Origin of the sequence: Ramlibacter tataouinensis, assembly GCF_001580455.1 — a bacterium.
Classification (GTDB): domain Bacteria; phylum Pseudomonadota; class Gammaproteobacteria; order Burkholderiales; family Burkholderiaceae_C; genus Ramlibacter; species Ramlibacter tataouinensis_B.
In genome coordinates, this window is record NZ_CP010951.1 from 4,479,283 (window position 1) to 4,504,665 (window position 25,383).

The window sequence follows — 25,383 nt, forward strand, 5'->3', positions numbered from 1 at the left end:
GTGAGCGACACTTGCTACCTGGACTGGCCATTTTTCGAAGCGCGCCACCGGCAGCTGGCGCGTGAGCTCGAGGACTGGGCGGCCGGACACCTTTCAGGACACGGCAGCGGCGATGTGGACGCGCAGTGCCGCGCGCTGGTGCGCGAGCTGGGCCGGGGCGGCTGGCTGCAGCATGCGGTGGGCGACGCGATCGACACCCGCGCGATCTGCCTGCTGCGCGAGACGCTGGCGCGGCACGAAGGGCTGGCCGACTTCGCCTTCGCCATGCAGGGCCTGGGATCGGGCGCGATCAGCCTGCAGGGCACGCGCGAGCAGAAGGACCGCTACCTGGGGCGCGTGGCGCGCGGGGAAGCGATCGCCGCCTTCGCGCTGTCGGAGCCGGAAGCCGGCTCGGACGTTGCCGCGATGCAATGCAGCGCGCACATCGAAGGCGACCATGCCGTTCTCAACGGCGAGAAGACCTGGATCTCCAACGGCGGCATCGCCGACTTCTACGTGGTGTTCTGCCGCACCGGCGAAGCGCCGGGCGCGCGCGGAATCTCCGCTTTCATCGTCGACGCCGGCACGCCCGGCTTCGAGATCGCCGAGCGCATCGAGGTCATCGCGCCGCACCCGCTGGCGCGCCTGCGTTTCACCGACTGCCGCGTGCCATTGGCACAGCGCGTCGGCGCCGCGGGCGAAGGCTTCAAGGTGGCGATGCGCACGCTGGATGTGTTCCGCACCTCGGTGGCCGCGGCCGCGCTGGGTCTTGCCCGCCGCGCGCTCGACGAGGCCCTCAAGCGCGCCACCACTCGTCGGATGTTCAACCAGACGCTGGCGGACTTCCAGCTGACGCAGGCGAAACTGGCCCAGATGGCGACGACCGTCGACAGCGCCGCGCTGCTGGTCTACCGCGCCGCCTGGCTGCGCGACCAGGGCGCCACGGTGACCAAGGAGGCGGCCATGGCCAAGATGGCGGCCACCGAAGGCGCCCAGCAGGTGATCGATGCCGCGCTGCAGATGTTCGGTGGGCTGGGCGTCAAGAGCGGCGAGACGGTGGAGCGGCTGTACCGCGAGATCCGTAGCCTGCGCATCTACGAGGGCGCGACCGAGGTGCAGCAGCTCATCATCGCGCGCGAACTGTTGAAGGAAGCCACTCCATGAGCCACCAGGTCATTCTTCCGGAGGGCTGGTCCCGCCCCAAGGGCTATGCCAATGGCGTGGTGGCGCGCGGCCGCATGCTGTTCATCGCCGGCATGATTGGCTGGGACGCCCAGGGGCGTTTCCCCAGCGACGATTTCGCGGCACAGGCCCGGCAGGCCCTGCAGAATGTCGCCGCGGTGCTGCGCGAGGCCGGCGGCAATCCCCAGGACATCGTCCGCATGACCTGGTACCTGACCGACAAGCGCGAATACCTGGCTGCTTCGCCCGAGATCGGGCGGGCGTTCCGCGAGATCATGGGCTGCTACGACATCGCGATGACCGCCGTCGAAGTGAAAGCCCTGATCGAGGACCGCGCCAAGGTCGAGATCGAGGTCACCGCGGTGCTGCCGGACTGAGCCAACGACCGCCGCGCTGATCCTGTGCCGCGCGCGGACGGGGATCAGCGCGTTCTGACTCCGGCGCTCACCACCTTCAGGAAGCGGTCCCGCGCCGGCTGGTCCATCTCCGGCATCCAGGCACAGAAGACGTCCGACTGCCGGCCGCCACCGGCCAGCGGCCGGAACACCGCGCCGGCCATGCCGGTCGTGCGCAGCGGCGCCGGCACCACGGACACGCCCATTCCCTGCGACACGACCGCGAGCACCGACAGCCAGTGCCGCACTTCGTGCCGCACGCGCGGATAGAAACCCGCGGCCCGGCACATGTCGATGATGCTGGCGTAGGAGTCCGGCGAGACCTGGCGCGAGAACAGCACGAAGGGATCCTCGCTCAGCAGCGCCAACGGCACTTGCCGCTTGCGCGCTGCCGGATGCCCCTCGGGCAGGCAGCAGACGAAGGGTTCCGATCCGACGGGGATCGATTGCAGGGCCGCGGGCAGCTTGTCCGTCTGCAGGAACCCCACGTCCAGCTGGTCATGCATCAGGGCCTCGATCTGCTCCTGGGAGTTGAGCTCCCTCAGCTCGATCTCGATGCGCGCGTGTTCTGCCTGGAAGCGGTGCAACCAGGAAGGCAGGCCACGGAACAGCATCGAGCCCACGAAACCGATGCGCACCCGGCCGAGCGCCCCGGCTGCAACTTCGCGCGCATGTACCTTTGCCTCCTCGGCGCGGGTGACCAGCGCCTGGGCCTGCACGCGGAATGCCTCGCCGGCAGCGGTGAGCTTCACGCGCTTGCTGTCGCGCTCGAAGAGACGGGTGCCCACCGCTTCCTCGAGCTGCTGGATGGCCACCGACAGGGGCGGCTGCGACATGGCCAGGCGCTGCGCGGCACGGCCGAAATGCAGTTCCTTCGCTAGCACCAGGAAGCACCGCAGGTGCCGGAATTCCATCGGGGCAGTCATAGGCAAGACGTATCGACGAAGCTGAAATTCGAATTGGACGCGAATGATCGCATCGCCCACACTGCGTCGCAAGCAGGAGACCAAGCCCCATGAACACTCCCCATCCGGTGCCCGACCAGCGCGGCGCCAACCTCTACGAAGCCGACGCGCAACTGCAGGCCTTGCTGCCGCTGTACCTCCCGGCTGAGCTCCTGGCCCTGCTCGAGCCCCACCTGTCGCGGCTGGGCGGCCTGGCGGGCGGCGTGCTCGATGAGCTTGCGGCCGTGGCGGACCGCAATCCCCCGACCCTGGAGCACCGCACCCGCGCCGGCATGGACGCGCAGCGCATCGTCAAGCATCCGGCCTATGTCGAGCTGGAGCGCGCCGCCTTCTCCGAATTCGGCCTCGCCGCCATGTCGCATCGCGGCGGCGTGCTGGGCTGGGACCGGCCGATGCCGGCCGCTGCCAAGTACGCGCTTTCCTATCTCTTCGTGCAGGCCGAGTTCGGCCTGTGCTGCCCGCTGTCGATGACCGATTCGCTGACGCGCACGCTGCGCAAGTTCGGTGATCCGGCGTTGGTGGCGAAATACTTCGACCGCCTCACCACGCAGGACTTCGACCAGCTCCATCAAGGCGCCATGTTCATGACGGAGCAGGGGGCCGGTTCGGACATCGCGGCGACGGCGGTGCGGGCCGTGCCCGAGGGCAGCCACTTCCGGCTCTACGGCGACAAGTGGTTCTGCTCCAACCCGGATGCGGGGCTGGCCATGGTGCTGGCCCGCATCGACGGCGCCCCCGCCGGCATGAAGGGCGTCTCGCTGTTCCTGCTGCCGCGCACGCTGGACGACGGCAGCGCCAACGCCTACCGGATCATCCGCCTCAAGGACAAGCTGGGCACGCGCTCGATGGCCAGCGGCGAGATCCGGCTGGAGGGCGCGCAGGCCTGGCTGGTGGGCGAGGCCGGACGCGGCTTCCAGCAGATGGCCGACATGGTGAACAACTCCCGGCTGTCCAACGGCATGCGCGCCGCCGGCCTCATGCGCCGTGCCTATGGCGAAGCGCTCTACGTGGCGCAGCACCGGCAGGCGTTCGGCAAGCGCCTGATCGAGCTGCCGCTGATGCGCCGCCAGCTCGCCAAGCTGCTGCTGCCCACCGAGCAGGCCCGCACCATGCTGTTCCAGACGGCCGAAGCGCTGCGCCGCTCCGACGCCGGTGAAGCGGGCGCCTATGCCCTCGCGCGCATCCTGACCCCGCTCATCAAGTTCCGCGCCTGCCGCGATGCGCGCAAGGTGACCGGCGATGCGATGGAAGTGCGCGGCGGCTGCGGCTACATCGAGGAGTGGAGCGATCCGCGCCTGGTCCGCGATGCCCATTTGGGCTCGATCTGGGAAGGCACGAGCAATATCGTGGCGCTGGACGTGATCCGCTCGGTGCGCCGCGAAGACTCGCTGACCGCGCTGGAACGACACCTCCGCGGGCTGCTGGCGGAGGCCGCCCTGCATCCCAGGGCGCGGGACACGATCGAAACCGCCCTGCAGCGCAGCCTGGCGCTGGCGTCGCAGGTGGCCGAAGCGGCCGGCACGCTGGACCATGCGGCCCGCGAGGCGGCCAGCGCGCTCTACCACGCGACCACTGGCATCGCCATGGCCTGGGAGGCCACGCGCATGCCTTCGCCCACGCGCATGCGCATGGCGCAACTGGTGATCCGCCAGCGGCTGCTGCCCCGCAACCCGTACGACGCCCAGGAAGAGGAGCCCTGGCTTTCCGAACTGCTCGAACCGGCGCCCCGGGCGCAAGACCGCCTCGAAGCCATCCACCTCTTCTAAGGAGACAGCCATGAACCGACGCCAAGTCCTGACCTTGACCTGCCTCGCCGCCGCGCTTCCCGCGGCCGGCGCCTGGGCGGCCGACTTTCCCAGCAAGCCCGTTTCGCTGGTCGTGCCTTTCGCGCCCGGTGGCCCCACCGATGCCATGGCGCGCACGCTGGGAACCGCCCTGAAGGCGCAGCTGGGCCAGCCCGTCATCGTCGAAAACAAGGCCGGCGCCGGCGGCAACGTCGGAGCGGAAGCGGTGGCGCGCGCCGAGCCCGACGGCCACACGATCCTGTTCGGCACTTCGGGCCCGCTCGCCATCAACGGCATGCTGTACCAGAAGATCAACTACGACCCGGTGCGCAGCTTCAGCCCGGTGATCCAGGTCGGCTACCTGCCCAACGTGCTGGCGATCAATGCATCCATCCCGGCGCGCAACCTGAAGGAGCTGATCGCCTACATCAAGGCCAACCCGGGCAAGCTCAGTTATGCCTCGTCGGGCAACGGCGCGTCCTCGCATCTGGCCGGCGCCCTGTTCAACATGCGCGCGGGCACCGACGTGCAGCACGTCCCCTATCGCGGCACCGGCCCGGCGCTGAACGACCTGCTGGCCGGCCAGGTGGCGATGGCCTTCACCGATGTGCTCACTGCGCTGCCACACGCCAAGGCCGGCAAGCTGCGCATCCTGGGCGTCACGACCGCCACGCGCTCGCGCGCGCTGCCCGAGGTGCCCACGCTGATGGAGCAGGGCCTCAAGGATTTTGACGTGAGCGTGTTCTTTGGCATGGTCGTGCCCGCCGGCACGCCGCAGGCCACCGTGACCCGCCTCAACGCAGCCTTTGCCCAGATCCTGCAGCAGCCGGCGGTGCGCCAGAGCCTCCAGTCGCAGGGCCTCGAACTGCCGAACGACCTGACGCCCGCGCAGTTGGCGGTCTATATGCGCAAGGAGCAGGAGAAGTGGCGCGACGTGATCGCGGCCTCCGGCGCCAAGGCGGATTGAACATGGGCCAAGCCGACCCCTCCACGCCCGGCGCGCTCGCCGGCATCCGCGTCGTCGACGCCTCGCGCATCCTGGGCGGTCCGTTCTGCGGCCAGGTGCTGGGCGACCACGGCGCCGATGTGCTCAAGATCGAGCCGCCGCAGGGCGACGACACGCGCACCTGGGGGCCACCCTTCAGCACGGCCGGCGTCGCCTCCTACTACATGGGCCTGAACCGCAACAAGCGGACCATGCGACTGGACTTCGCCAGCGACGAGGGCCGGGAAGTGCTGCTGTCGCTGCTCGCCCAGGCCGACGTCTTCATCGAGAACTTCAAGACAGGCACGCTGGAGAAGTGGGGCCTGGGCCAGGACGTCTTGGCCGAGCGCTTCCCGAGGCTGGTGCACTGCCGCGTCTCCGGCTTCGGCGCGGATGGTCCGCTCGGCGGCTTGCCGGGTTACGACGCCGCCGTGCAGGCGCTGACCGGCCTGATGAGCGTGAACGGCGAGTCCGACGGGGGCGCGCTGCGGGTGGGCATGCCGGTGGTGGACATGGTGACGGGCCTCAACGCCGCGCTGGGCGTGATGATGGCGCTGCGAGAGCGCGAGCGCAGCGGCCGCGGACAGTTCGTGGAAGCGGCGCTCTACGACTCGGGCGTGTCGCTGCTGCATCCGCATGCGGCCAACTGGTTCATGGATGGCAGGACGCCGGAACGCACGGGCAATGCGCATCCCAACATCTACCCCTACGACAACCTGCAGACCGGCACCGAGCCGGTGTTCTTCGCCGTAGGCAACGACAAGCAGTTCGGAATCCTGTGCCGCCACCTGGGCGTGCCCAGCCTGGCTGAAGACGAACGCTACGCCACGGCGAAGGCCCGCTCGGTCAACCGGCAGATGCTGAAGACGGCCCTCGAGGCCCGGCTGGCGGCCTTCGATGGACCGGCGCTGGCCGAGCAGCTGGTTCGCAAGGGCGTGCCCTGCGCCGCGGTGTTGTCGGTGCCGCAGGCGCTGCAGCATGCGCACACCGCGCACCGCGGCATGCTGGTCGAGCTGCCCGGCGGCTACCGCGGCGTCGCCTCGCCGATTAAGCTGTCGCGCACGCCGGCAAGCTACCGCCACGCGCCCCTCACCGAGGGCGACGGTTTCCTGCCTACCTGAATACGCAATTTCTGGAGCACTTCATGGCCGCTGCCAAAGCCACCTTCCACTGGGCCGATCCGCTGCTGCTGGACCAGCAGCTGACCGACGACGAGCGCGCGGTGCGTGACGCCGCCGCGTCCTATTGCCAGGAGCAACTCGCTCCGCGCGTGCTCGAGGCTTTCCGCCACGAGACCACCGATGCCGCCATCTTCCGCGAGATGGGCGCGCTCGGCCTGCTGGGCGCCACCATCCCCGAGCAGTACGGCGGAGCGGGGCTGAACTACGTCTGCTACGGCCTGATCGCCCGTGAGGTCGAGCGCATCGACTCCGGCTACCGCTCGATGATGAGCGTGCAGTCCTCGCTGGTGATGGTGCCGATCTTCGAGTTCGGCAACGAGCAGACCAGGCGCAAGTACCTGCCCAAGCTGGCCAGCGGCGAGTGGATCGGCTGCTTTGGCCTGACCGAGCCCAACCACGGCTCCGATCCCGGCAGCATGGTCAGCCGTGCCCGCAAGGTCGACGGCGGCTACAGGCTCTCGGGCAGCAAGATGTGGATCACCAACTCGCCGATCGCCGACGTGTTCGTGGTCTGGGCCAAGGACGACGAAGGCGCGATCCGCGGCTTCGTGCTGGAAAAGGGCTGGAAGGGCCTGACGGCGCCCAAGATCCAGGGCAAGGTGGGCCTGCGCGCCTCCATCACCGGTGAAGTGGTGATGGACGAGGTGTTCTGCCCCGAGGAGAACGCCTTCCCCGAGGTGCGCGGCCTGAAAGGGCCCTTCACCTGCCTCAACTCAGCGCGCTACGGCATCGCCTGGGGCGCCCTGGGCGCGGCCGAAGACTGCTGGCACCGCGCGCGCCAGTACACCCTGGACCGCAAGCAGTTCGGCAAGCCGCTGGCGGCCAACCAGCTGGTGCAGAAGAAGCTGGCCGACATGCAGACCGAGATCACGCTGGGCCTGCAGGGCTGCCTGAGGCTGGGGCGCATGAAGGACGAAGGCACGGCGGCGGTGGAGATCACCTCGATCATGAAGCGCAACTCCTGCGGCAAGGCGCTGGAGATCGCCCGCACCGCGCGCGACATGCTGGGCGGCAACGGCATCAGCGACGAATTCGGCGTAGCGCGCCACCTGGTCAACCTGGAGGTGGTCAACACCTACGAGGGCACGCACGACGTGCATGCGCTGATCCTGGGCCGGGCGCAAACGGGGATCAGCGCGTTCTGACGGCTCTGGCCGGCGGCGGTGCCGGGCCGGCGGGCCGGATGTGGACCATTGGGGTACCGCTTGTAATTTCGGGCCCCCATCTTTACCTGCGAGCAACACGGCAGTTGCAAGAGGCTGAAATTGCTGAGTCAGCATGGCGCGCCAGCGCTATCGATGCGACCCAGCCTCCATGCCACGCCGCTTCCTCCAGATCCTGCTGCTTTACCTCCTGCTGTTCGTGATTTGCGGCGCGCACTGGTTCGTGCGCAAGTTCGGCCAGGTGGAGCCGGAGCAGTTGCTCTACCACCTTCAGGAAGCACCGGCCGCCATGGTGTGGTCGAACCACGCGCTGGCGCGCAACTTCATCGTCAACGTGGTGCTGGCGCCGGCCATCGGCCCCGCGCTGGTCATGCTGGTCATGCGGCTGGCGCCGTCGGCGTGGCGGATGCGAATGGGCGCGCGGATGACTGCCGCCGGGCGGGCAGTGTCGCACCCTGCGCTGCTGGCGACCTGCGTTGCCCTGGCGGCGGGCTGGGCCAGCACCCGGGTGCTGGCCTGGCCCTCCACGGATGTCGTGGGTGGGAAGGACTGGATCGCCGCCAGCTATCGTTGGCCGGCCAAGGTGGCGCCTCCGGCGCAGCGCAGGAACCTGGTGCTGATCTATGCCGAGTCCATGGAGGCGGACTATGCGCCGCCGCGGCTCGCCGACGGCCTGCTGCAGCCGCTGGCTTCGCTGCAGGGTGCCGCCGTGCCGCATTTCCGCCAGGCGCACGGCACCGGCTGGACCATGGCCGGCATCGTCGCCACGCAATGCGGCCTGCCGCTCAAGCCGCTGGGCATCTTCGGGCACAACGACCTGGGCCAGGTGAGCGACGCCTTCCTGCCCGGGGCGCGCTGCCTGGGTGACGTGCTCAAGGCCAACGGCTGGACCAACGTCTTCCTCGGCGGAGCGGCCGGCGAGTTTGCCGGCAAGGCGAACTTCTTCCGCACCCACGGCTACGACCGCGTCGTGGGGCGCGCGGACTGGTTGCGCGCCGACCCGGACGTGCTGCTCACCGATTGGGGCGTGCATGACGACTACCTGCTGCTGCAGGCGCTCGCCGAGTTGGCCAGGTTGCAGCGCGCGGGGCAGCCGTTCAACCTGACACTGCTGACGCATGCGGCGCACCCTCCGCACGGCTTTCCCTCGCCCTCGTGCCCGCGGCCGAACCACGACATGCAGGACGCGGTGCTGTGCACCTCGCTGCTGCTGCGCAACTTCGTCGAGACCGCTGAAAGGGCAGGGCTGCTGCGGGACACGCAACTGGTGATCACGGGCGACCACCTGCTGCAGCAAAGCGAGCTGAGCGACAGGCTGGGTCCGCTGTCGCAGCGCTCGATCTTCAACCGCTTCGTGCCGGCGCCCCGGGCTGGCATCCACGCGGAGGAGATCGACCATTTCGACCTGTTCCCATCGCTGCTGGCGGTGCTGGGCTTCGAGCTGGCGGACGGACAACTGGCACTGGGCTGCTCGGCCATCGGCGACGCGCCGTGTTCGTCGCTGGCCACGGACCCGCAGCTCGACGCCAAGCTGCGCGCGCACTCGGCCTTCTACGACGAGCTGTGGCTGTCGCCTCCCTAGCCCGGATGTTTCGCGAGGGCCTCGCGAAGTATCCGTGCGAGCGTCACAAGCCCAGTTCGTCGCACAGGGCGTTCATCCGGCTGGCCACTTCGGCGTCCATGCGGATGCCGCGTCCCCACTCCCGCTGCGTCTCGCCGGGCCATTTGTTGGTCGCGTCCAGCCCCATCTTGCTTCCCAGGCCGGCGACGGGGGATGCGAAGTCGAGGTAGTCCATCGGCGTGTTGTCGATGGTCATGGTGTCGCGCGCCGGGTCCATGCGGGTGGACAGCGCCCACATCACTTCGCGCCAGTCGCGCACGTCGACGTCCTCGTCCACCACGACAATCAGCTTGGTGTACATGAACTGGCGCAGGTGGCTCCACACGCCCATCATGATGCGCCGCGCGTGGCCCGGATAGGCCTTGCGGATCTGCACCACCGCCATGCGGTAGCTGCAGGCCTCCGGCGGCAGGTAGAAGTCGGTGATCTCGGGGAATTGGCGCTGCAGCAGCGGAATGAACAGCTCGTTCATGGCCAGCCCCAGCACGGCCGGCTCGTCGGGCGGCCGGCCGGTGTAGGTCGAGTGGTAGATCGGCTCGCGCTTCATGGTCATGCGCTCGATCGTGAGCACCGGGAACTCGGCCTGTTCGTTGTAGTAGCCCGTGTGGTCGCCATAGGGCCCTTCCATCGCGTGCTCGTAGCCGCTGGGATGCGCGGCGTCGGGACGGATGTGGCCCTCCAGCACGATCTCGGCGGTCGCCGGTACTTGCAGCGGCACGCCGATGGCGGCGATGACGTCGGTGCGGCCGCCGCGCAGCAGGCCGGCGAACTGGTATTCGGACAGGCTGTCGGGCACGGGCGTCACGGCGCCGAGCAGGGTCGCTGGATCCGCCCCGAGCGCCACCGCGACCGGATACGGCCGCCCGGGGTGGGCGAGGGCATGATCGCGGAAGTCGAGCGCGCCGCCGCGATGCGGCAGCCAGCGCATGACCACGCGCCGGTGGTCCAGCACCTGCTGCCGGTAGATCCCCAGGTTCTGCCGCGGCTTGTGCGGGCCGCGCGTGATCACGAGTCCCCAGGTGATCAGTGGCGCGACGTCGCCGGGCCAGCAGTGCTGGATCGGCAGGCGGCCGAGATCCACCTCGGGGCCTTCGAGCACCACCTGCTGGCATGCCGCGCTGGTGACTTCGCGGGGCGCCATGTGCCACAGCTTGCGCAGCATGTCGCCGCCCAGGCCCAGCATGTCCCTGAAGCCTTGGGGCGGCGCCGGCTCCTTCAGCCTGGCGAGGAGTTCGCCGAAAGCGCGCACCGAGCGCAGGTCGTCGATGCCCATTGCCAGCGCCACGCGCCGCGGCGTCCCGAACAGGTTGGCCAGCACCGGCATGCGATGGCCCGTGGGGTTCTCGAACAGCAGCGCGGGGCCGCCCACACGCAGCACGCGATCGGCCACGGCGGTCATCTCCAGGTGGGGCGAGACCGTCTGCGTGATGCGGCGCAGGTCTCCCGCTCGCTCGAGTTGGCCGATGAAGTCGCGCAGGTCGCGGTAGGGCATGGTCACGCGGCTCGGCCCACAACCGGCCAGCGCGGCGCGAGTTCGTGCGGCACGCCCAGCAGGTCGAGCACGCGTGCCACGCTCTGGTTCACGATGTCGTCGACGGAGTTCGGGTGCAGGTAGAACGCCGGCACCGGCGGGCAGACGATGGCGCCCATCTCGGTGACGGCGGTCATGTTGCGCAGGTGGCCCAGGTGCAGCGGCGTCTCGCGCGCCAGCAGCACGAGGCGGCGGCGCTCCTTCAGCATGACGTCGGCGGCGCGCGTGAGCAGGTTGTCCGACAGCCCGTGCGCCACCGCGGCGAGCGTGCGCATGGAGCAGGGCGCGATCACCATGCCGTCGCAGCCGAAGCTGCCGCTGGCGATCGAGGCCCCGACATCCGAGGCGTCGTGCACGAGGTCGGCGCAGGCGGCGAGGTCGGACATCGTCATGCCCAGCTCGTGCGCCACGGTGCGGGCACCCGAAGGCGAGACCACGAGATGCGATTCGATGCCACCGGCCGCGCGCAAGGCCTGCAGGGTGCGCAGGCCGTAGATGGCCCCGCTGGCGCCACTGATGGCGACCACCACGCGCCGCACGGCGCTCAGCCGCGCCATGGCGTGCGGCCGGGGCCGGCGGGCCGCGCGCGCCTGAAGCGGCCAAGGTCGAGCACCGGCAGATCCAGCGCATCGAGGGTGTTCTTCACGACCAGGCCCAGTTCCGTGTCGCCCTCCATCGACAGACGCCGGCTGAAGAACAGCGTGTCCGCATCTTCCTGGCGCTGCGCGAGCTGCAGGAAGTCCGGCCCGGTGGCCGCGATGGTGAGGTCGGTTTGCGGCTGGCGCGGGAGCGCGGCGAAGCGCTTGCCGTTCCAGGTGAAGTCCACCATCACGCCGGCATCCCGGATGTTGATGCGGAACTTGCGGTGAGCCAGCCGCGCGCGCACGTCCTCGGGCAGCTGCGGGGCGAGGCCCAGATTGAGCGCCGTGGCCAGCGCGAACGAGGGCGGGAACGAGGGCAGCCGGCCCAGCACCGCGGCGAGGGGCTTGGGGCATTCGGGGATGCTCAGCGCCTTGCTCATCGTGCCTCCGCGGCTGCGTTTTCCAGGCCGGCGCGGCCGTGCCAATAGCCGTTGCATTCGGCGCCCGGCAGCAGCGCCCGCAATTGCCGGTCGGCGTCCTCGGGCGAGCGCGTGCCCCGCCGCACCTCGTCGAAGAGGCCGATCACGTCCATCATTGATTTCGCCTGCGGGCTCAGGCGCAGCACGTCCACGCCGATCGCGGCGGCGCTTTCAAAGTCGCGCAGCAGGCTGTGCACCCGCGCCGACTGCGTCTGGATGCCATTGAGCACCAGGAAAGGCTCGCCTTCGCGCGTGGACAGCAGCATGCCGTCCGGATCGGCGATGCAGCTGAAGCGGCAGTCGTCCTTGGGCAGGTTGTGGTGGCGCGCGGTGAAGCAGCGTGCCGAGAAGGCCAGCGGCAGGCGGCCGAAGGCGAACACCTCGGTCTGCAGCCCGGGCGGACGGGACTGCTGCAGCACGGCGAGGTCCGTGCGTTTCATCTCCAGTGGCGCGACCCAGCGACGCGCCCCCAACCCGGCCATCCATTGCAGCGAGTCGGCGTTGTACAGGTTCAGGTGCGGGCCGGCGACGAACGGCGCCTTGCCACTGAGGCAGCGCACGGCGCCCATGTCGTTGGCCTCGACCTGGAACTCCTCTTGCTCGGCGATGCGATGCATCGAGGCGACGTCGCTGCCGGACTCGAGCAGCACCTGCGTGGACAGCACCACCTCCTTGCCCGCCTCGCGCAGCCGCTGCGCCACTTCGATCCAGTCGGGCAGGCGCATCTCATGGCGGCGCGAGCACACCACTTCGCCGAGGTAGACGATATCGACCGGTGAGGCCGCCACCTCCTTGTAGAAGCGCAGCAGCACGTCGCGCGGCCAGTAGTACTGGACCGGTCCCAGGGAAAGCTTCATCATCGTGGCGTCCTCACTTCCACGGCCGGTGGTAGGCGCCCAGCGTGTGCTGCTGGCCCTCGGCCAGCTGGTCCAGCTGCGCCATCCAGCCGGTCTTCACCGCATAGCGATGCTGCTCGCGCAGGCAATGGTCGATGGCTTCGCGCCAGACCTTGGTCACCTGGGCCACGTACGCCGGGCTGCGCTGCCGGCCTTCGATCTTGACCGCGCACACGCCCATCTTCATGAGCTGCGGCAGCAGTTCCAGGGTGTTCAGGCTGGTCGGCTCCTCGACCGCGTAGTAGCTTTGCTCATCGCCGACATCGAAGCGCCCCTTGCACAGCGTGGGGTAGCCGGCCTTCTCGCCGGGCGCGTAACGGTCGATCAGCAGGCCGCCCAGGCGCGCTTCCAGCCCGGCGGGGGTTTCCTGCCAGCGCACGTACTTTGCCGGGGAGCACACGCCATGCGTGTTGGGCGACTCACCCGTCACGTAGGAGGACAGCGCGCAGCGTCCTTCCACCATCACGCACAGGCTGCCGAAGCCGAATACCTCGATCTCCACCGGCGTGCGGTCCACCACCTGCCTGACCTGTTCCAGCGACAACACGCGCGGCAGCACGGCGCGCTGGATGCCGAATTGCTCATGGTAGAAGTTGATCGCCTCGTAGTTGGTCGCCGAGCCTTGCACCGACAGGTGCAGGCGCAGCCGCGGGTGCTTGGCCGCCGCGTATCGCATCAGGCCGGGGTCGGCCATGATCACGGCGTCCACGCCGAGGTCCACGGCGCGGTCGATGGCGTTGTGCCAGGGCTTCGGGTCGGCGGCCTGCGGATAGGTATTGATCGCCATCAATACCTTGCAGCCGCTCGAATGCGCATAGCTGACGCCGGCGGCGATGGCGGCTTCATCGAAGTTCAGTCCGGCGAAGTTGCGCGCGTTGGTGGCATCGCGCAGTCCGAGGTAGACGCAGTTGGCGCCGTGGTCGACCGCCTGCCGCAGCGCCGGCAGGCTGCCGGCAGGGCAGACGAGTTCGAAGGGGCGTGCGGCAGCCGCGCTGTCCGTCACGGTGGGGGCAGGTGACATCCGCGCACCTTAGGGCCGCGGCGCGAAAGCAGCTATGACCCCGGTCAAAGGTGCGTCGGGTGGCCTCGAATCGGCGGCGCGCTGCCACGGAATCCACCTTGACGTGGCGCAATCCGGCCGGTCAGGGGCGCAGCAGGCGGTGGCCTAACGCGCGGGCGTCACGCCCAGGCTGCCGGCGCCGTAGGCCGGTTCGTTGACGTCGCGAAAGGCGAGCATGGCGCCCATGCGCCGATCGGCCGGCGCGTCGAAGCCGACCTCGCCCTGGTAGCGCACCGGGTTGCGCCAGGTGCCGGTCAACATATCCCACAGCGGGAAGTCGCTGTAGTTGTACGCGTGCACGCCGCGGGCGTGGTGCAGGCAGTGCGCCTCGGGGCGCTGGACCAGGTAGCCCAGCCACGCGGGCGTGTTGACGTTCCAGTGCTGGAACAGGGCATAGAAGGCGGCCACATAGCCCGTGAGCGCGGCGGCCAGCGGGTCGAGCCCGAGCACGATGACGGTCACGAACAATTGCAGCAGGATCTGCAGCACCATCTCCACCGGGTGGAAGTGGAAGGCCCCGGGAATGTCGACGCGCTGGGGCGAATGGTGCATTTGGTGCGTGAGCCGCCACAGCACCGGCACCGCATGGTAGGCGCGATGCAGGGCGAAGGCGCCCGCCGAGAGCACCAGGTAGCCCACCAGCGCGCCGCCGGCCACGCCCAGGCCACTGCCGTCGATCCAGCGATGGCGCGCGAGCCATTCGGCGGGCAGCATCAGCGGCACCACGGTGGACAGGAATCCCGCCAGGACCAGGAAGCCCGCTCCGAGCCAGCTCCAGGCGCGGCGTTGCGGGAAGCGGCGCGCCGGCCACAGGCGCTCGGCAATGAACATCAGCAGATAGGTCACGGGGACCAGCAGTCCGACGATATCGATGGCTTGCATGGAGGCCTCCAGGCTGAATGGCGATGAACCCGGGTCTGGTCCCGCAGGGCCGGCCCGCCGAACTTACGGTGTAAGTCTGACCCAATATTAGCCTTACGATGTAAGATTGCAAGATGGTTCCACGGAAGGGCAGCACGGCCGAGTTCGAGCCGCTTTCGCGCGAGCGCATCGTGCAGGCGGCGCTGGAAACGGTCGAGCACGAGAGCCTGGCCGGCTTCAGCACGCGCAAGCTGGCCGCCCGTCTGGGCTGCGAGGCCATGAGCATCTACCACCATTTCAGGAGCAAGCAGCACCTGATGGATGCCCTGGTGGAGCATGCGATCGGCTCGGTCGACATCCCCATGCCCATCGGCGACCCGGCGCAGGACGAGCAGTCGCTGCGCCGCATGGTGGCGTCCTATCGCGCGATGGCACGGCGCTGGCCGGCGCTGTTTCCGCTGGTGGCGCTGCACCGGCTGAACACGCCTGCCGGCGTGCGCTTCATCGAGTCCCTGCTGCGCTTGATCCGGGCCGTGGAGCCTGATGTGGAGAGGGCGGCGCGCCAGTTCCGGGCCATGGGCTACTACCTGATCGGCGCTGGGCTGGAAGAGACGGCCGGCTACGCGCGCGGGCCGTCAGCGGCCGAACCCGTCAGCGAGGAGTACATCCAGCGCGAATGCCCGAACCTGGTGGCGGCGGCGCCGTACTTTCAGGAAGAGCAGTGGGACGCGACCTTCTGGTGGGGCGTTGATGCGCTGGTCGAAGGGGCGCGAGCCCGGGGCGCCGGAACGTCCCCGGCGCAGCCGAGCCGCAAGCTCAGGCGGCCGCCTCCAGCCCGTTCCTGAAGTGCTCCTGCATCCGCTTGACGGCGGACCTGGCATCGCGGCGCACAAGCGCGTCCATGATGGCGCGGTGCTCCAGCATCGACTCCTCCACGCGCCCCGACTTCAGCAGCGAGTTGTGGCGGTTGAGCTTCATCACCTTGCGCAGGTCGGCCACCATCTGGTCGCGCCAGCGGTTGCCGGCGATCTCCAGGATGCGCATGTGGAAGCGCTCGTTCAGCGCGAAGAACTTGTCGCGGTTGGCGCCGGCCGACTCCAGCTCCTGGTGAAGGGCCTGCAGTTCCTCGAGCTGGCTGGGGGTCGCCCGCTGCGCCACCACGCCGGCGGCGTCGCTCTCCAGCAATGAGAGCAGGTGATAGACGTCCGCGAGGTCCGACTCCGATACCTCGGTGACGTAGGCCCCGCGCCGCACCTTCATGGTCACCAGGCCTTCGGCGGCCAGCACCTTCAACGCCTCGCGCAGCGGCGTGCGGCTGATGCCGAACTCCTGGGCGATCTTGATCTCGTCGATCCAGCTGCCGGGCTGCAACTCGCGCTGGAAGATGCGTTGGCGGAGTAGTTCGGCGACCTCTTCATAGAGGGCGCGGGGGGCAAGGGAAACGGCGGAAGCCATGGCGGGATTCTAGAGCCAGTCCAATTCTTTATCAATAATTATGAATGTTGTATGATGCCGGCTTCAACTCGGCCTTGCGCTTCGCGAGACACTCCCCTTTCTATGAGCCAGCCTGACCCCAATTTCGCTCCTCCCGACCTTGCCGCTTGGGCGCTCGCCGCGGCCAAGTCCGCGCCCGGCGGGGATGTCAACGCCCTGAACTGGGTGACGCCGGACGGCATCACCGTCAAGCCCCTGTACACCGCCCGTGACGTGCGCGAACTGCCGCACGCCAACACCTTGCCCGGCTTCGAGCCCTACATCCGCGGCCCGCAGGCCACCATGTACGCCGCCCGGCCCTGGACCATCCGCCAGTACGCGGGCTTTTCCACTGCCGAAGAATCGAATGCCTTCTACCGCAAGGGCCTGGCGGCGGGCGGGCAGGGCGTGTCGGTGGCGTTTGACCTGGCCACCCACCGCGGCTACGACAGCGACCACCCGCGCGTGACCGGCGACGTGGGCAAGGCCGGCGTGGCCATCGATTCGGTGGAAGACATGAAGATCCTGTTCGACGGCATCCCGCTGGACAAGGTCTCGGTCTCCATGACCATGAACGGCGCCGTGCTGCCGGTGCTGGCCGGCTACGTGGTGGCCGCGGAGGAGCAGGGCGTTGCGCAGGACAAGCTGTCCGGGACCATCCAGAACGACATCCTCAAGGAGTTCATGGTCCGCAACACCTACATCTATCCGCCCGAACCCTCGATGCGGATCGTGGGGGACATCATCGAGTACACGGCGAGGAACATGCCGAAGTTCAACTCGATCTCGATTTCCGGCTATCACATGCAGGAGGCGGGCGCGAACCAGGCGCTGGAACTGGCCTTCACCCTGGCCGACGGCAAGGAGTATGTGAAGACCGCGCTGGCCAAGGGCCTGGACGTGGACGAGTTCGCCGGCCGCCTGTCCTTCTTCTGGGCGATCGGGATGAACTTCTATCTCGAGATCGCCAAGATGCGCGCGGCGCGTCTGCTGTGGTGCCGCATCATGAAGGGCTTCAACGCGAAGAACCCCAAGAGCCTGATGCTGCGCACGCACTGCCAGACCTCGGGCTGGTCGCTCACCGAGCAGGACCCCTACAACAACGTCGTGCGCACCACCATCGAGGCGATGGCGGCGGTGTTCGGCGGCACGCAGTCCTTGCACACCAACAGCTTCGACGAAGCGATCGCCCTGCCCACCGAATTCTCGGCCCGCATCGCGCGCAACACGCAGCTGATCATCCAGGAAGAGACGCACATCACCAACGTGATCGACCCCTGGGCCGGCAGCTACATGATGGAAAAGCTGACCCAGGACATGGCCGATGCCGCGTGGAAGATCATCGAGGAAGTCGAAGCCCTGGGCGGCATGACCAAGGCCGTCGATTCCGGCTGGGCCAAGCTGAAGATCGAGGCGGCGGCTGCCGAGAAGCAGGCCCGCATCGATTCCGGCAAGGACGTGATCGTCGGCGTCAACAAGTACAAGCTGGCCAAGGAAGACCCGATCGAGATCCTGGAAGTGGACAACCACAAGGTGCGCGAGCAGCAGATCGCGCGCCTGCAGAAGATCAAGTCCACGCGCGACGGCCAGAAGGTGCACGCCGCGCTGGAGGCGATCACTGCCGCTGCGCGCTCCGGCAGCGGCAACCTGCTGGACCTGAGCATCCAGGCGATCCGCCTGCGCGCCACGGTGGGCGAAGTGTCCGACGCGCTGGAGAAGGTTTTCGGGCGCCATCGCGCCGATACGCAAAAGGTGACCGGTGTGTACGCAGCTGCCTATGACTCGGCCGAAGGCTGGGAAAAACTAAAAATGGAAATCGCGAACTTCGCGCAAGAGCAGGGCCGCCGCCCGCGCGTGATGGTCGCCAAGCTGGGCCAGGATGGCCACGACCGCGGCGCCAAGGTCGTCGCCACCGCCTTCGCCGACCTGGGCTTCGACGTCGACATGGGGCCGCTGTTCCAGACGCCGGAAGAATGCGCCCGCCAGGCCATCGAGAACGACGTGCACGCCGTGGGCATCTCCACGCTGGCGGCCGGCCACAAGACGCTGGTGCCCGCCATCATCGAGGCGCTGAAGAAGCAGGGCGCCGACGACATCGTGGTGTTCGTGGGCGGCGTGATCCCGCAGCAGGACTACGATTACCTCTACCAGGCCGGCGTCAAGGGCATCTACGGCCCCGGCACGCCGATCCCCGCCAGCGCCAAGGACGTGCTGGAGCAGATCAAGAAGGCCGTCGCCCAATCGTGAGCCTCGCCGGCGTCATCGTCGGACAGCCCGGCGCGGCCCAGCGCCGAGCCATCGCCAAGGCGATCACGCTGCTGGAGTCCACGCGCGCCGACCACCGCACGCAGGCCGATGCGCTGCTGACCGAGCTGCTGCCGCACAGCGGCCGATCGTTCCGGCTGGGCATCAGCGGTGTGCCGGGCGTGGGCAAGAGCACCTTCATCGAATCGCTGGGCCTGGGCCTGATCGAGAAGGGCCATCGCGTCGCCGTGCTCGCGGTCGATCCTTCGTCCAGCCTGTCCGGCGGCTCCATCCTCGGCGACAAGACGCGCATGGAGCGCCTGTCGGTCGAGGAGAACGCCTACATCCGGCCCAGCCCCTCCGGCGGGACGCTGGGCGGCGTGGCCGAGAAGACGCGCGAGGCGATGCTGGTGTGCGAAGCCGCGGGCTACGACATCGTCATCGTGGAAACCGTAGGCGTGGGCCAGAGCGAGACCGCGGTGGCCGGCATGACCGACATGTTCGTGCTGATGCAGTTGCCCAATGCGGGCGACGACCTGCAGGCGATCAAGAAGGGCGTGATGGAACTGGCCGACCTAGTCGTCATCAACAAGGCCGACCTGGATCCCGACGCCGCTACCCGCGCGCAGGCGCAGATCACCAGCGCGCTGCGCATCTTTACGCAGCACGGGCGCGTGCGCGACTGGAAGCCGCAGGTGCTGCAGCTCAGCGCGCTCACCGCCAAGGGGCTGGACAGCTTCTGGCAGGCCGTCAGCGCCTACCGTGAAGCACGCGCCGCCAGCGGCGCCCTGGCCGAGCGCCGCCGCCACCAGGCAATCGCCTGGATGTGGGAGCGCATCGAGGCCGGATTGAAGAACGATTTTCGCGAGCACCCCGCGGTGCGCGAGCTGCTGCCCCGACTGGCGCAGGAAGTCGATGACGGGCGCCTGCCCGCCTCGACCGCCGCCCGGCAGCTGCTGGACGCGCGCCGCAACTGAAAGACCGGATCACCGGAGAACAAGCATGCATGACATCCTCGAACTTTTGGAAAAGAAACGCGCCGCGGCCCGCTCCGGCGGCGGCGAAAAGCGCATCGCGGCGCAGCACGCGAAAGGCAAGCTGACGGCGCGCGAGCGCATCGAGCTGCTGCTCGATGAGGGCACCTTCGAGGAGTGGGACATGTTCGTGGAGCATCGCTGCACGGATTTCGGCATGGCCGACAACAAGATCCCCGGCGATGGCGTGGTGACCGGCTACGGCATGATCAACGGGCGCATGGTGTTCGTCTTCAGCCAGGACTTCACCGTGTTCGGCGGCGCGCTCTCCGAGGCGCATGCCGAGAAGATCTGCAAGATCATGGACCAGGCGATGAAGGTCGGCGCGCCGGTGATCGGCCTGAACGACTCGGGCGGCGCGCGCATCCAGGAGGGCGTGGCCTCTCTGGGCGGCTACGCCGACGTGTTCCAGCGCAACGTGATGGCCTCCGGCGTGGTGCCGCAGATCAGCATGATCATGGGCCCCTGCGCGGGCGGCGCCGTGTATTCGCCGGCCATGACCGACTTCATCTTCATGGTCAAGGACAGCTCCTACATGTTCGTGACCGGTCCCGAAGTGGTGAAGACGGTGACGCACGAGGAAGTGACCGCCGAAGAACTAGGCGGCGCCTCGGCCCACACGACAAAGAGCGGCGTGGCCGACCTGTCGTTCGAGAACGACGTCGAAGCGCTGGTCATGCTGCGGCGCCTGTACAACTACCTGCCGCTGAACAACCGCGAGAAGCCGCCGGTGCGCCCGAGCAACGATCCGGCCGACCGCATGGACTATTCGCTCGACACGCTGGTGCCGGACAACCCGAACAAGCCCTACGACATGAAGGAGCTGATCGTCAAGACGGTGGACGACGGCGACTTCTTCGAGCTGGCGCCGGACTATGCCAAGAACATCCTGATCGGCTTCGCCCGCATGGAAGGCCAGACGGTGGGCATCGTGGCCAACAACCCCATGGTGCTGGCCGGCTGCCTGGACATCAAGAGCTCGATCAAGGCGGCGCGCTTCGTGCGCTTCTGCGACGCCTTCAACATCCCGGTGGTCACCTTCGTGGACGTGCCCGGCTTCATGCCCGGCACCAGCCAGGAGTACGGCGGCATCATCAAGCACGGCGCCAAGCTGCTCTATGCCTACGCCGAGTGCACCGTGCCCAAGGTCACGGTGATCACCCGCAAGGCCTACGGCGGCGCCTATGACGTGATGAGCTCCAAGCACCTGCGCGGCGACGTCAACTTCGCCTGGCCCAACGCCGAGATCGCTGTGATGGGCGCCAAGGGTGCGGTGGAGATCATCTTCCGCGAGGACAAGAACGATCCCGCCAAGCTGGCGGCCCGCGAGGCCGAATACAAGGCGCGCTTCGCCAACCCGTTCGTGGCCGGCGCGCGCGGCTTCATCGACGACGTCATCCTGCCGCACGAGACCCGCAAGCGCATCTGCCGCTCGCTGGTGATGCTGCGCGACAAGAAGCTGGAGAACCCGTGGCGCAAGCACGGGAACATCCCGCTGTGATCCTGTCCCGGCAGGCACCCGCTTCAGGGCCCGGCGCGGTTCGTCCGCTGCTGTGCCTGCTGCTGGGCGCGCTGCTGGTGCTGGATGCGCTGTTCCTCCTGGCCGAGCGTGTCTTCAGCCTGGGCGTGACCCTGCCGCTGGCCCTGGGCCTGGCCTTGTTGCTGCTCGGGATGCGCTGGACCTGGGTGCAAGCCTGGCTCGAAGACGCCCCGCACCGGCGGGCGCTGTGGAAAGGGCTCTGGCTTGCGTTCGCACTGTGGCTCATCAGCGTCCTGGCGTTCTGGTCGGTGCTGGCGAGCGCCGGACAGGCACCGGCGAATGCGTCACCGGCGCCTGCTGCCATCCTGGTGCTGGGGTCCGGCACTCCCGGGGCCAAGGTCTCGCCGACGCTGGCGGCCAGGCTCGATGCCGGGCTGGTCCAGGCGCGGCTGTATCCCGGCGCTGTCGTGGTGGTCAGCGGCGGCGTCGACCTCTACGAAAGCGTGAGCGAAGGCCAGGTCATGGGCGACTACCTGCGCGCCGCCGGGCTCGATGCCGGCCGCATCGTGCAGGAGGAGCGCAGTTCCAGCACGCACGAGAACCTGGTGCTGAGCAAGCCGCTGCTGCAGCGTCACGGCATCCAGGCCGCGCAGCCGATCCAGCTTGTCACCAGCGACTTCCACACCCTGCGTGCGGGCTGGATTGCCGAACGCGCCGGCTACGCCCGCATCACCACCATCGGCGCACCGACGCCGCTCTACATCCGCTACAACGCCTGGCTGCGCGAGTATTTCGCCGTTGCCAGCGGCTGGTTGTTGCGGGAATTCGGATGAGCCGACCGACAGGCTCAGAACCGACGAGAAGAAATCCAGAGGCACATCATGTTTGACAAAATCCTCATCGCAAACCGCGGCGAAATCGCCTGCCGCGTCATCAAGACCGCCCGCAAGATGGGCATCAAGACGGTGGCCGTCTACTCCGACGCCGACCGCGACGCGCGCCATGTGACGCTGGCCGACGAGTCGGTGTTCATCGGCGCCGCGCCCAGCCGGGAGTCCTACCTGCTGGCCGACAAGATCATCGCCGCCTGCAAGCAGACCGGCGCCCAGGCCGTCCACCCGGGCTACGGCTTCCTGTCGGAGAACGAGGCGTTCTCCAAGCGCATCGAGGAAGAGGGCATCACCTTCATCGGGCCCAAGCACTACTCGATCGCGGCCATGGGCGACAAGATCGCGTCCAAGAAGCTGGCCAAGGAAGCCAAGGTCAACACGATCCCCGGCTACAACGACGCCATCGAATCCGCCGAGCAGGCGGTGTCCATCGCCAAGGACATCGGCTACCCGGTGATGATCAAGGCTTCGGCCGGCGGCGGCGGCAAGGGCCTGCGCGTGGCCTTCAACGACAAGGAGGCCTTCGACGGCTTCACTTCCTGCCGCAACGAGGCCCGCAACAGCTTCGGCGACGACCGGGTCTTCATCGAGAAATTCGTCGAGGAACCGCGCCACATCGAGATCCAGGTGCTGGGCGACTCGCACGGCAACGTGATCTACCTGAACGAGCGCGAATGCTCGATCCAGCGCCGCCACCAGAAGGTGATCGAGGAGGCGCCGTCGCCCTTCATCAGCGATGAAACCCGCAAGGCCATGGGCGAGCAGGCCGTGGCGCTGGCCAAGGCCGTGAAGTACCAGAGCGCCGGCACGGTGGAGTTCGTGGTCGGTAAGGACCAGAGCTTCTACTTCCTGGAGATGAACACCCGCCTGCAGGTGGAGCACCCGGTCACCGAGTGCATCACCGGCCTGGACCTGGTGGAGCTGATGATCCGCGTGGCTGCCGGCGAGAGGCTGCCGCTCGCGCAAGCCGACGTCAAGCGTGACGGCTGGGCCATCGAGTGCCGCATCAACGCAGAGGACCCGTTCCGCAACTTCCTGCCTTCGACCGGCCGGCTGGTGCGCTTCCAGGCGCCCAAGGAAAGCATGTGGGCGGCCGACACGCAGCAGCTGAACGGCGTGCGCGTGGACACCGGCGTGGCCGAAGGCGGCGAGATTCCGATGTACTACGACTCGATGATCGCCAAGCTCATCGTGCACGGCAAGGACCGCAACGACGCCATCGCCAAGATGCGCGAAGCGCTGAACGCCTTCGTGATCCGCGGCATCTCCAGCAACATTCCCTTCCAGGCGGCGCTGCTGGCGCACCCCCGGTTCGTCGCCGGCGACTTCAACACCGGCTTCATCGCCGAGCAGTACGCGGGCGGCTTCAAGGCCGAGCAGGTGCAGCACGACGACCCCGACTTCCTGGTGGCGCTGGCGGCCTTCACGCACCGGCGCATGCTGCAGCGCGCCAGCGGCATCAGCGGCCAGCTGCGTGGCCACGAATACAAGGTCGGCGAGGAGTTCGTGGTGGTCAAGCTCGACGCCGCGGGCCAGCACCAGCGCCAGCCGGTTCGGGTGACCGACTACGAGGCCCAGTCCGGGTCCACCGTGGTGGAGGCCAACGGCCGCCGGTTCTCGATCAACAGCAACTGGCACCTGGGCGGCGCGCGCATCCGTGGCACGGTGGACGGCAAGTCCTTCACCGCGCAGGTGGAGCGCGGCGTGGCGAAGAACCCGCTGGCGACGCGCATCACGCACAACGGCACGCGGCTCGATGCCATGGTGCTGACGCCACGGGCGGCGAGGATGCACGCCCTGATGCCGTTCAAGGCGCCGCCGGACATGAGCCGCTTCGTGCTGTCGCCCATGCCCGGCCTGCTGGTCGACGTCGCGGTGCAGCCGGGCCAAAAGGTCCAGGCCGGCGAACGCGTCGCCGTGATCGAGGCGATGAAGATGGAGAACGTGCTGTTCGCCGCCGCCGACGGCGTGGTGGCCAAGGTGCTGGCGAACAAGGGCGAGAGCCTGGCGGTGGATCAGGCGATCGTCGAGTTCGAATGAGTTCGGTTGACCGCCGGCAGTTTCTCGGTCTCGCTGCTGCCGCCCTCGCCGGTTGCGCTGCGCCCGGCGCAGGGCAGGGCGAGCGCGAGCTGGTGCGCATCGGCATCGGCTCGTGCACGAACCAGGCGCAGCCCCAACCGCTGTGGAACACGGTCCTGGCGGACCGTCCCGGCCTGTTCATCTTTGGCGGCGACAACGTCTATGCCCCGCAGCCCTTCACGATCGCCAAGCTGAAGCAGGCGTATGCGGTCGAGGCGGCGGTGCCGGAGTTTGCGCGCCTGCGCCACGCCATGCCGCACATGGCGATCTGGGACGATCACGATTACGGCAAGAACGACGGCGGCGCCGAGTTCGAGCACAAGCAGGCGTCCAAGGAGGCCTTCCTGGAGTTTTGGGGCGCGCCCGCGGACGACACGCGCCGCACGCGCGAGGGCATCTACGACGCCAGGCTGTTCGGCCCCCCGGGCCGGCGGGTGCAGGTGATCGCGCTGGACACGCGCTGGTTCCGTTCGCCCTGGAAGATCACGGATGTGCGGGACCAGCCGGGGCGTGAGCGCTACCAGCCGGACAGCGACCCCGCCAAGACCATGCTCGGCGCGGCGCAATGGCGCTGGCTGGAGGAACAGCTGCGGCAGCCGGCCGATCTCAGGCTGCTCGTCTCCGGCGTGCAGGTGGTGACCGAAGGCCACGGCTGGGAACGCTGGGGCAACTTTCCGCTGGAACGCCAGCGCCTGTTCGACACCATCGCGCGCACGCGCGCCGAAGGTGTGGTGCTGCTCTCCGGCGACCGCCACATCGGCGCCATCTATCGGGAAGCGCAGGGCGCGCCCTATCCGATGTACGAACTGACCTCCAGCGGCGTCACGCATACCTGGCTGGACAACAAGGAAGCCGGGCCGAACCGGGTCGGCGATCCCTTCACGGAACTGCACTACGGCTTGGTCGAGATCGACTGGCCGGGGCGCCGGGTGTCGCTCCAGTTGAAGGACATCCGCGGGGAAGCCCGACGCACGCAGTCCATTGCATTCGACGAATTGAAAGCACGCACATGACACGTCCCTTCAAGGTGCTGGGCATCCAGCAAATCGCCATCGGCGGCCCCGACAAGCAGAGGCTGCAGAAACTTTGGGTCGAGATGTTCGGCCTGGAAGTCACCGGCACGTTCAGGAGCGAAAGCGAGAACGTCGACGAGGACATCTGCGCGATCGGCAGCGGCCCCTTCAAGGTGGAGGTCGACCTGATGCAGCCGCTCGACCCGGACAAGAAGCCGGCGGTGCACCAGACGCCGCTGAACCACGTGGGCCTGTGGATCGACGACCTGCCCAAGGCGGTGGAATGGCTGTCCGCGCAGGGCGTGCGCTTCGCCCCGGGCGGCATCCGGCGCGGGGCCGCGGGCTTCGACATCTGCTTCCTGCACCCCAAGGGCAACGAGCAGAGCCCGATCGGCGGCGAAGGGGTGCTGATCGAACTGGTGCAGGCGCCAACTGAAGTCGTCGAAGCTTTCGCCAAACTGACAGCCGCCGGCGGGTGAGGCTCCACCTGAGCCGATTTTTCGGCTC

Annotated in this window: 23 protein-coding genes; 15 read left to right on the top strand and 8 right to left on the bottom strand. The window is 68.3% G+C overall.

Annotation, left to right across the window (positions count from 1 at the left end; all coding sequences use genetic code 11):
* Together UC35_RS20845 and UC35_RS20850 are read left to right on the top strand one after the other, a co-directional pair.
* Complete coding sequence (locus UC35_RS20845) at window positions 1-1,143, top strand: acyl-CoA dehydrogenase family protein (protein WP_061503120.1); 1,143 nt, start codon at window positions 1-3, stop codon at window positions 1,141-1,143.
* A complete protein-coding gene (locus tag UC35_RS20850) occupies window positions 1,140-1,538 on the top strand; it encodes a RidA family protein (RefSeq protein WP_061503122.1) in 399 nt (132 codons plus the stop codon). The genes UC35_RS20845 and UC35_RS20850 overlap by 4 nt, the downstream gene beginning before the upstream one ends.
* 44 nt (window positions 1,539-1,582) lie before the next feature.
* Here UC35_RS20850 and UC35_RS20855 read toward each other — a convergent pair whose 3' ends face one another.
* Window positions 1,583-2,470, bottom strand: coding sequence for a LysR family transcriptional regulator (locus tag UC35_RS20855; RefSeq protein WP_061503124.1), 888 nt, complete (start codon window positions 2,468-2,470; stop codon window positions 1,583-1,585).
* 101 nt (window positions 2,471-2,571) lie between these two features.
* Here UC35_RS20855 and UC35_RS20860 point away from each other — a divergent pair, with 101 nt between their 5' ends.
* From UC35_RS20860 to UC35_RS20880, 5 genes are all read left to right on the top strand, one after another.
* Entirely contained in the window at window positions 2,572-4,287 is a 1,716-nt protein-coding gene (locus UC35_RS20860) for an acyl-CoA dehydrogenase family protein (RefSeq protein ID WP_061503126.1), read from the top strand.
* Between the two features lie 10 nt (window positions 4,288-4,297).
* Window positions 4,298-5,272 carry a Bug family tripartite tricarboxylate transporter substrate binding protein gene (locus UC35_RS20865; RefSeq protein WP_061503128.1) on the top strand — a complete coding sequence of 325 codons (975 nt, stop codon included), beginning with the start codon at window positions 4,298-4,300 and terminating at the stop codon, window positions 5,270-5,272.
* A gap of 2 nt (window positions 5,273-5,274) precedes the next feature.
* Window positions 5,275-6,411 carry a CaiB/BaiF CoA transferase family protein gene (locus UC35_RS20870; RefSeq protein WP_061503130.1) on the top strand — a complete coding sequence of 379 codons (1,137 nt, stop codon included), beginning with the start codon at window positions 5,275-5,277 and terminating at the stop codon, window positions 6,409-6,411.
* A gap of 23 nt (window positions 6,412-6,434) precedes the next feature.
* The gene (locus tag UC35_RS20875; protein ID WP_061503132.1) at window positions 6,435-7,616 is read left to right on the top strand and encodes an acyl-CoA dehydrogenase; all 1,182 of its coding nucleotides are present in this window, start codon (window positions 6,435-6,437) and stop codon (window positions 7,614-7,616) included.
* Window positions 7,617-7,785: 169 nt separating this feature from the next.
* Window positions 7,786-9,216, top strand: a complete 1,431-nt coding sequence (locus UC35_RS20880) for a sulfatase-like hydrolase/transferase (RefSeq protein ID WP_061503134.1) — start codon at window positions 7,786-7,788, stop codon at window positions 9,214-9,216.
* A 43-nt stretch (window positions 9,217-9,259) separates the two neighbouring features.
* Here the strand turns inward: UC35_RS20880 and ubiD are convergent, their stop codons facing one another.
* From ubiD to UC35_RS20910, 6 genes are all read right to left on the bottom strand, one after another.
* Entirely contained in the window at window positions 9,260-10,747 is a 1,488-nt protein-coding gene (gene ubiD, locus UC35_RS20885) for a 4-hydroxy-3-polyprenylbenzoate decarboxylase (RefSeq protein ID WP_061503136.1), read from the bottom strand.
* A gap of 2 nt (window positions 10,748-10,749) precedes the next feature.
* Window positions 10,750-11,343 carry a UbiX family flavin prenyltransferase gene (locus UC35_RS20890; protein ID WP_061503138.1) on the bottom strand — a complete coding sequence of 198 codons (594 nt, stop codon included), beginning with the start codon at window positions 11,341-11,343 and terminating at the stop codon, window positions 10,750-10,752.
* Complete coding sequence (gene ubiT / locus UC35_RS20895; RefSeq protein WP_061503140.1) at window positions 11,331-11,807, bottom strand: ubiquinone anaerobic biosynthesis accessory factor UbiT; 477 nt, start codon at window positions 11,805-11,807, stop codon at window positions 11,331-11,333. The genes UC35_RS20890 and ubiT overlap by 13 nt, the downstream gene beginning before the upstream one ends.
* Complete coding sequence (locus tag UC35_RS20900; RefSeq protein WP_061503142.1) at window positions 11,804-12,703, bottom strand: U32 family peptidase; 900 nt, start codon at window positions 12,701-12,703, stop codon at window positions 11,804-11,806. The genes ubiT and UC35_RS20900 overlap by 4 nt, the downstream gene beginning before the upstream one ends.
* Before the next feature lie 13 nt (window positions 12,704-12,716).
* Complete coding sequence (ubiU, locus tag UC35_RS20905) at window positions 12,717-13,763, bottom strand: ubiquinone anaerobic biosynthesis protein UbiU (protein WP_061503143.1); 1,047 nt, start codon at window positions 13,761-13,763, stop codon at window positions 12,717-12,719.
* A gap of 144 nt (window positions 13,764-13,907) precedes the next feature.
* Window positions 13,908-14,684, bottom strand: a complete 777-nt coding sequence (locus UC35_RS20910; protein ID WP_061503145.1) for a sterol desaturase family protein — start codon at window positions 14,682-14,684, stop codon at window positions 13,908-13,910.
* Window positions 14,685-14,797: 113 nt separating this feature from the next.
* Here UC35_RS20910 and UC35_RS20915 point away from each other — a divergent pair, with 113 nt between their 5' ends.
* Window positions 14,798-15,508, top strand: coding sequence for a TetR/AcrR family transcriptional regulator (locus UC35_RS20915; RefSeq protein WP_061503147.1), 711 nt, complete (start codon window positions 14,798-14,800; stop codon window positions 15,506-15,508).
* On the opposite strand, the gene UC35_RS20920 is transcribed toward UC35_RS20915, so the two are convergent.
* Entirely contained in the window at window positions 15,480-16,118 is a 639-nt protein-coding gene (locus UC35_RS20920) for a GntR family transcriptional regulator (protein ID WP_061503149.1), read from the bottom strand. The genes UC35_RS20915 and UC35_RS20920 overlap by 29 nt on opposite strands.
* A 102-nt stretch (window positions 16,119-16,220) precedes the next feature.
* Here UC35_RS20920 and scpA point away from each other — a divergent pair, with 102 nt between their 5' ends.
* Genes scpA through UC35_RS20955 form a run of 7 tightly spaced genes read left to right on the top strand, consistent with a single transcriptional unit; the run spans window position 16,221 to window position 25,355 of the window.
* A complete protein-coding gene (gene scpA, locus UC35_RS20925) occupies window positions 16,221-18,383 on the top strand; it encodes a methylmalonyl-CoA mutase (protein WP_061503152.1) in 2,163 nt (720 codons plus the stop codon).
* Window positions 18,380-19,357: a methylmalonyl Co-A mutase-associated GTPase MeaB gene (gene meaB, locus UC35_RS20930; RefSeq protein ID WP_227820394.1), complete on the top strand. Its 978-nt coding sequence runs from the start codon at window positions 18,380-18,382 to the stop codon at window positions 19,355-19,357. The genes scpA and meaB overlap by 4 nt, the downstream gene beginning before the upstream one ends.
* 25 nt (window positions 19,358-19,382) lie before the next feature.
* The gene (locus UC35_RS20935) at window positions 19,383-20,915 is read left to right on the top strand and encodes an acyl-CoA carboxylase subunit beta (protein ID WP_061503154.1); all 1,533 of its coding nucleotides are present in this window, start codon (window positions 19,383-19,385) and stop codon (window positions 20,913-20,915) included.
* Window positions 20,912-21,727: a YdcF family protein gene (locus UC35_RS20940; protein WP_061503156.1), complete on the top strand. Its 816-nt coding sequence runs from the start codon at window positions 20,912-20,914 to the stop codon at window positions 21,725-21,727. The genes UC35_RS20935 and UC35_RS20940 overlap by 4 nt, the downstream gene beginning before the upstream one ends.
* 48 nt (window positions 21,728-21,775) lie before the next feature.
* Complete coding sequence (locus UC35_RS20945) at window positions 21,776-23,824, top strand: acetyl/propionyl/methylcrotonyl-CoA carboxylase subunit alpha (RefSeq protein ID WP_061503158.1); 2,049 nt, start codon at window positions 21,776-21,778, stop codon at window positions 23,822-23,824.
* Entirely contained in the window at window positions 23,821-24,876 is a 1,056-nt protein-coding gene (locus tag UC35_RS20950) for an alkaline phosphatase D family protein (RefSeq protein ID WP_061503161.1), read from the top strand. The genes UC35_RS20945 and UC35_RS20950 overlap by 4 nt, the downstream gene beginning before the upstream one ends.
* Window positions 24,873-25,355 carry a VOC family protein gene (locus UC35_RS20955; RefSeq protein ID WP_061503162.1) on the top strand — a complete coding sequence of 161 codons (483 nt, stop codon included), beginning with the start codon at window positions 24,873-24,875 and terminating at the stop codon, window positions 25,353-25,355. The genes UC35_RS20950 and UC35_RS20955 overlap by 4 nt, the downstream gene beginning before the upstream one ends.
* Window positions 25,356-25,383: the final 28 nt, after the last annotated feature.

Excerpts from the sequence above, each read along its gene's own strand:
- UC35_RS20850 (WP_061503122.1), top strand. The coding sequence starts at position 1,140 with ATGAGCCACCAGGTCATTCTTCCGGAGGGCTGGTCCCGCCCCAAGGGC.
- UC35_RS20920 (WP_061503149.1), bottom strand. The coding sequence starts at position 16,118 with ATGGCTTCCGCCGTTTCCCTTGCCCCCCGCGCCCTCTATGAAGAGGTC.
- UC35_RS20935 (WP_061503154.1), top strand. The coding sequence starts at position 19,383 with ATGCATGACATCCTCGAACTTTTGGAAAAGAAACGCGCCGCGGCCCGC.
- ubiT (WP_061503140.1), bottom strand. The coding sequence starts at position 11,807 with ATGAGCAAGGCGCTGAGCATCCCCGAATGCCCCAAGCCCCTCGCCGCG.
- UC35_RS20870 (WP_061503130.1), top strand. The coding sequence starts at position 5,275 with ATGGGCCAAGCCGACCCCTCCACGCCCGGCGCGCTCGCCGGCATCCGC.
- UC35_RS20855 (WP_061503124.1), bottom strand. The coding sequence starts at position 2,470 with ATGGAATTCCGGCACCTGCGGTGCTTCCTGGTGCTAGCGAAGGAACTG.
- UC35_RS20865 (WP_061503128.1), top strand. The coding sequence starts at position 4,298 with ATGAACCGACGCCAAGTCCTGACCTTGACCTGCCTCGCCGCCGCGCTT.
- UC35_RS20875 (WP_061503132.1), top strand. The coding sequence starts at position 6,435 with ATGGCCGCTGCCAAAGCCACCTTCCACTGGGCCGATCCGCTGCTGCTG.
- UC35_RS20910 (WP_061503145.1), bottom strand. The coding sequence starts at position 14,684 with ATGCAAGCCATCGATATCGTCGGACTGCTGGTCCCCGTGACCTATCTG.
- UC35_RS20945 (WP_061503158.1), top strand. The coding sequence starts at position 21,776 with ATGTTTGACAAAATCCTCATCGCAAACCGCGGCGAAATCGCCTGCCGC.
- ubiD (WP_061503136.1), bottom strand. The coding sequence starts at position 10,747 with ATGCCCTACCGCGACCTGCGCGACTTCATCGGCCAACTCGAGCGAGCG.
- ubiU (WP_061503143.1), bottom strand. The coding sequence starts at position 13,763 with ATGTCACCTGCCCCCACCGTGACGGACAGCGCGGCTGCCGCACGCCCC.
- UC35_RS20900 (WP_061503142.1), bottom strand. The coding sequence starts at position 12,703 with ATGAAGCTTTCCCTGGGACCGGTCCAGTACTACTGGCCGCGCGACGTG.
- scpA (WP_061503152.1), top strand. The coding sequence starts at position 16,221 with ATGAGCCAGCCTGACCCCAATTTCGCTCCTCCCGACCTTGCCGCTTGG.
- UC35_RS20950 (WP_061503161.1), top strand. The coding sequence starts at position 23,821 with ATGAGTTCGGTTGACCGCCGGCAGTTTCTCGGTCTCGCTGCTGCCGCC.
- UC35_RS20860 (WP_061503126.1), top strand. The coding sequence starts at position 2,572 with ATGAACACTCCCCATCCGGTGCCCGACCAGCGCGGCGCCAACCTCTAC.
- UC35_RS20880 (WP_061503134.1), top strand. The coding sequence starts at position 7,786 with ATGCCACGCCGCTTCCTCCAGATCCTGCTGCTTTACCTCCTGCTGTTC.
- UC35_RS20890 (WP_061503138.1), bottom strand. The coding sequence starts at position 11,343 with ATGGCGCGGCTGAGCGCCGTGCGGCGCGTGGTGGTCGCCATCAGTGGC.
- UC35_RS20915 (WP_061503147.1), top strand. The coding sequence starts at position 14,798 with ATGGTTCCACGGAAGGGCAGCACGGCCGAGTTCGAGCCGCTTTCGCGC.
- UC35_RS20955 (WP_061503162.1), top strand. The coding sequence starts at position 24,873 with ATGACACGTCCCTTCAAGGTGCTGGGCATCCAGCAAATCGCCATCGGC.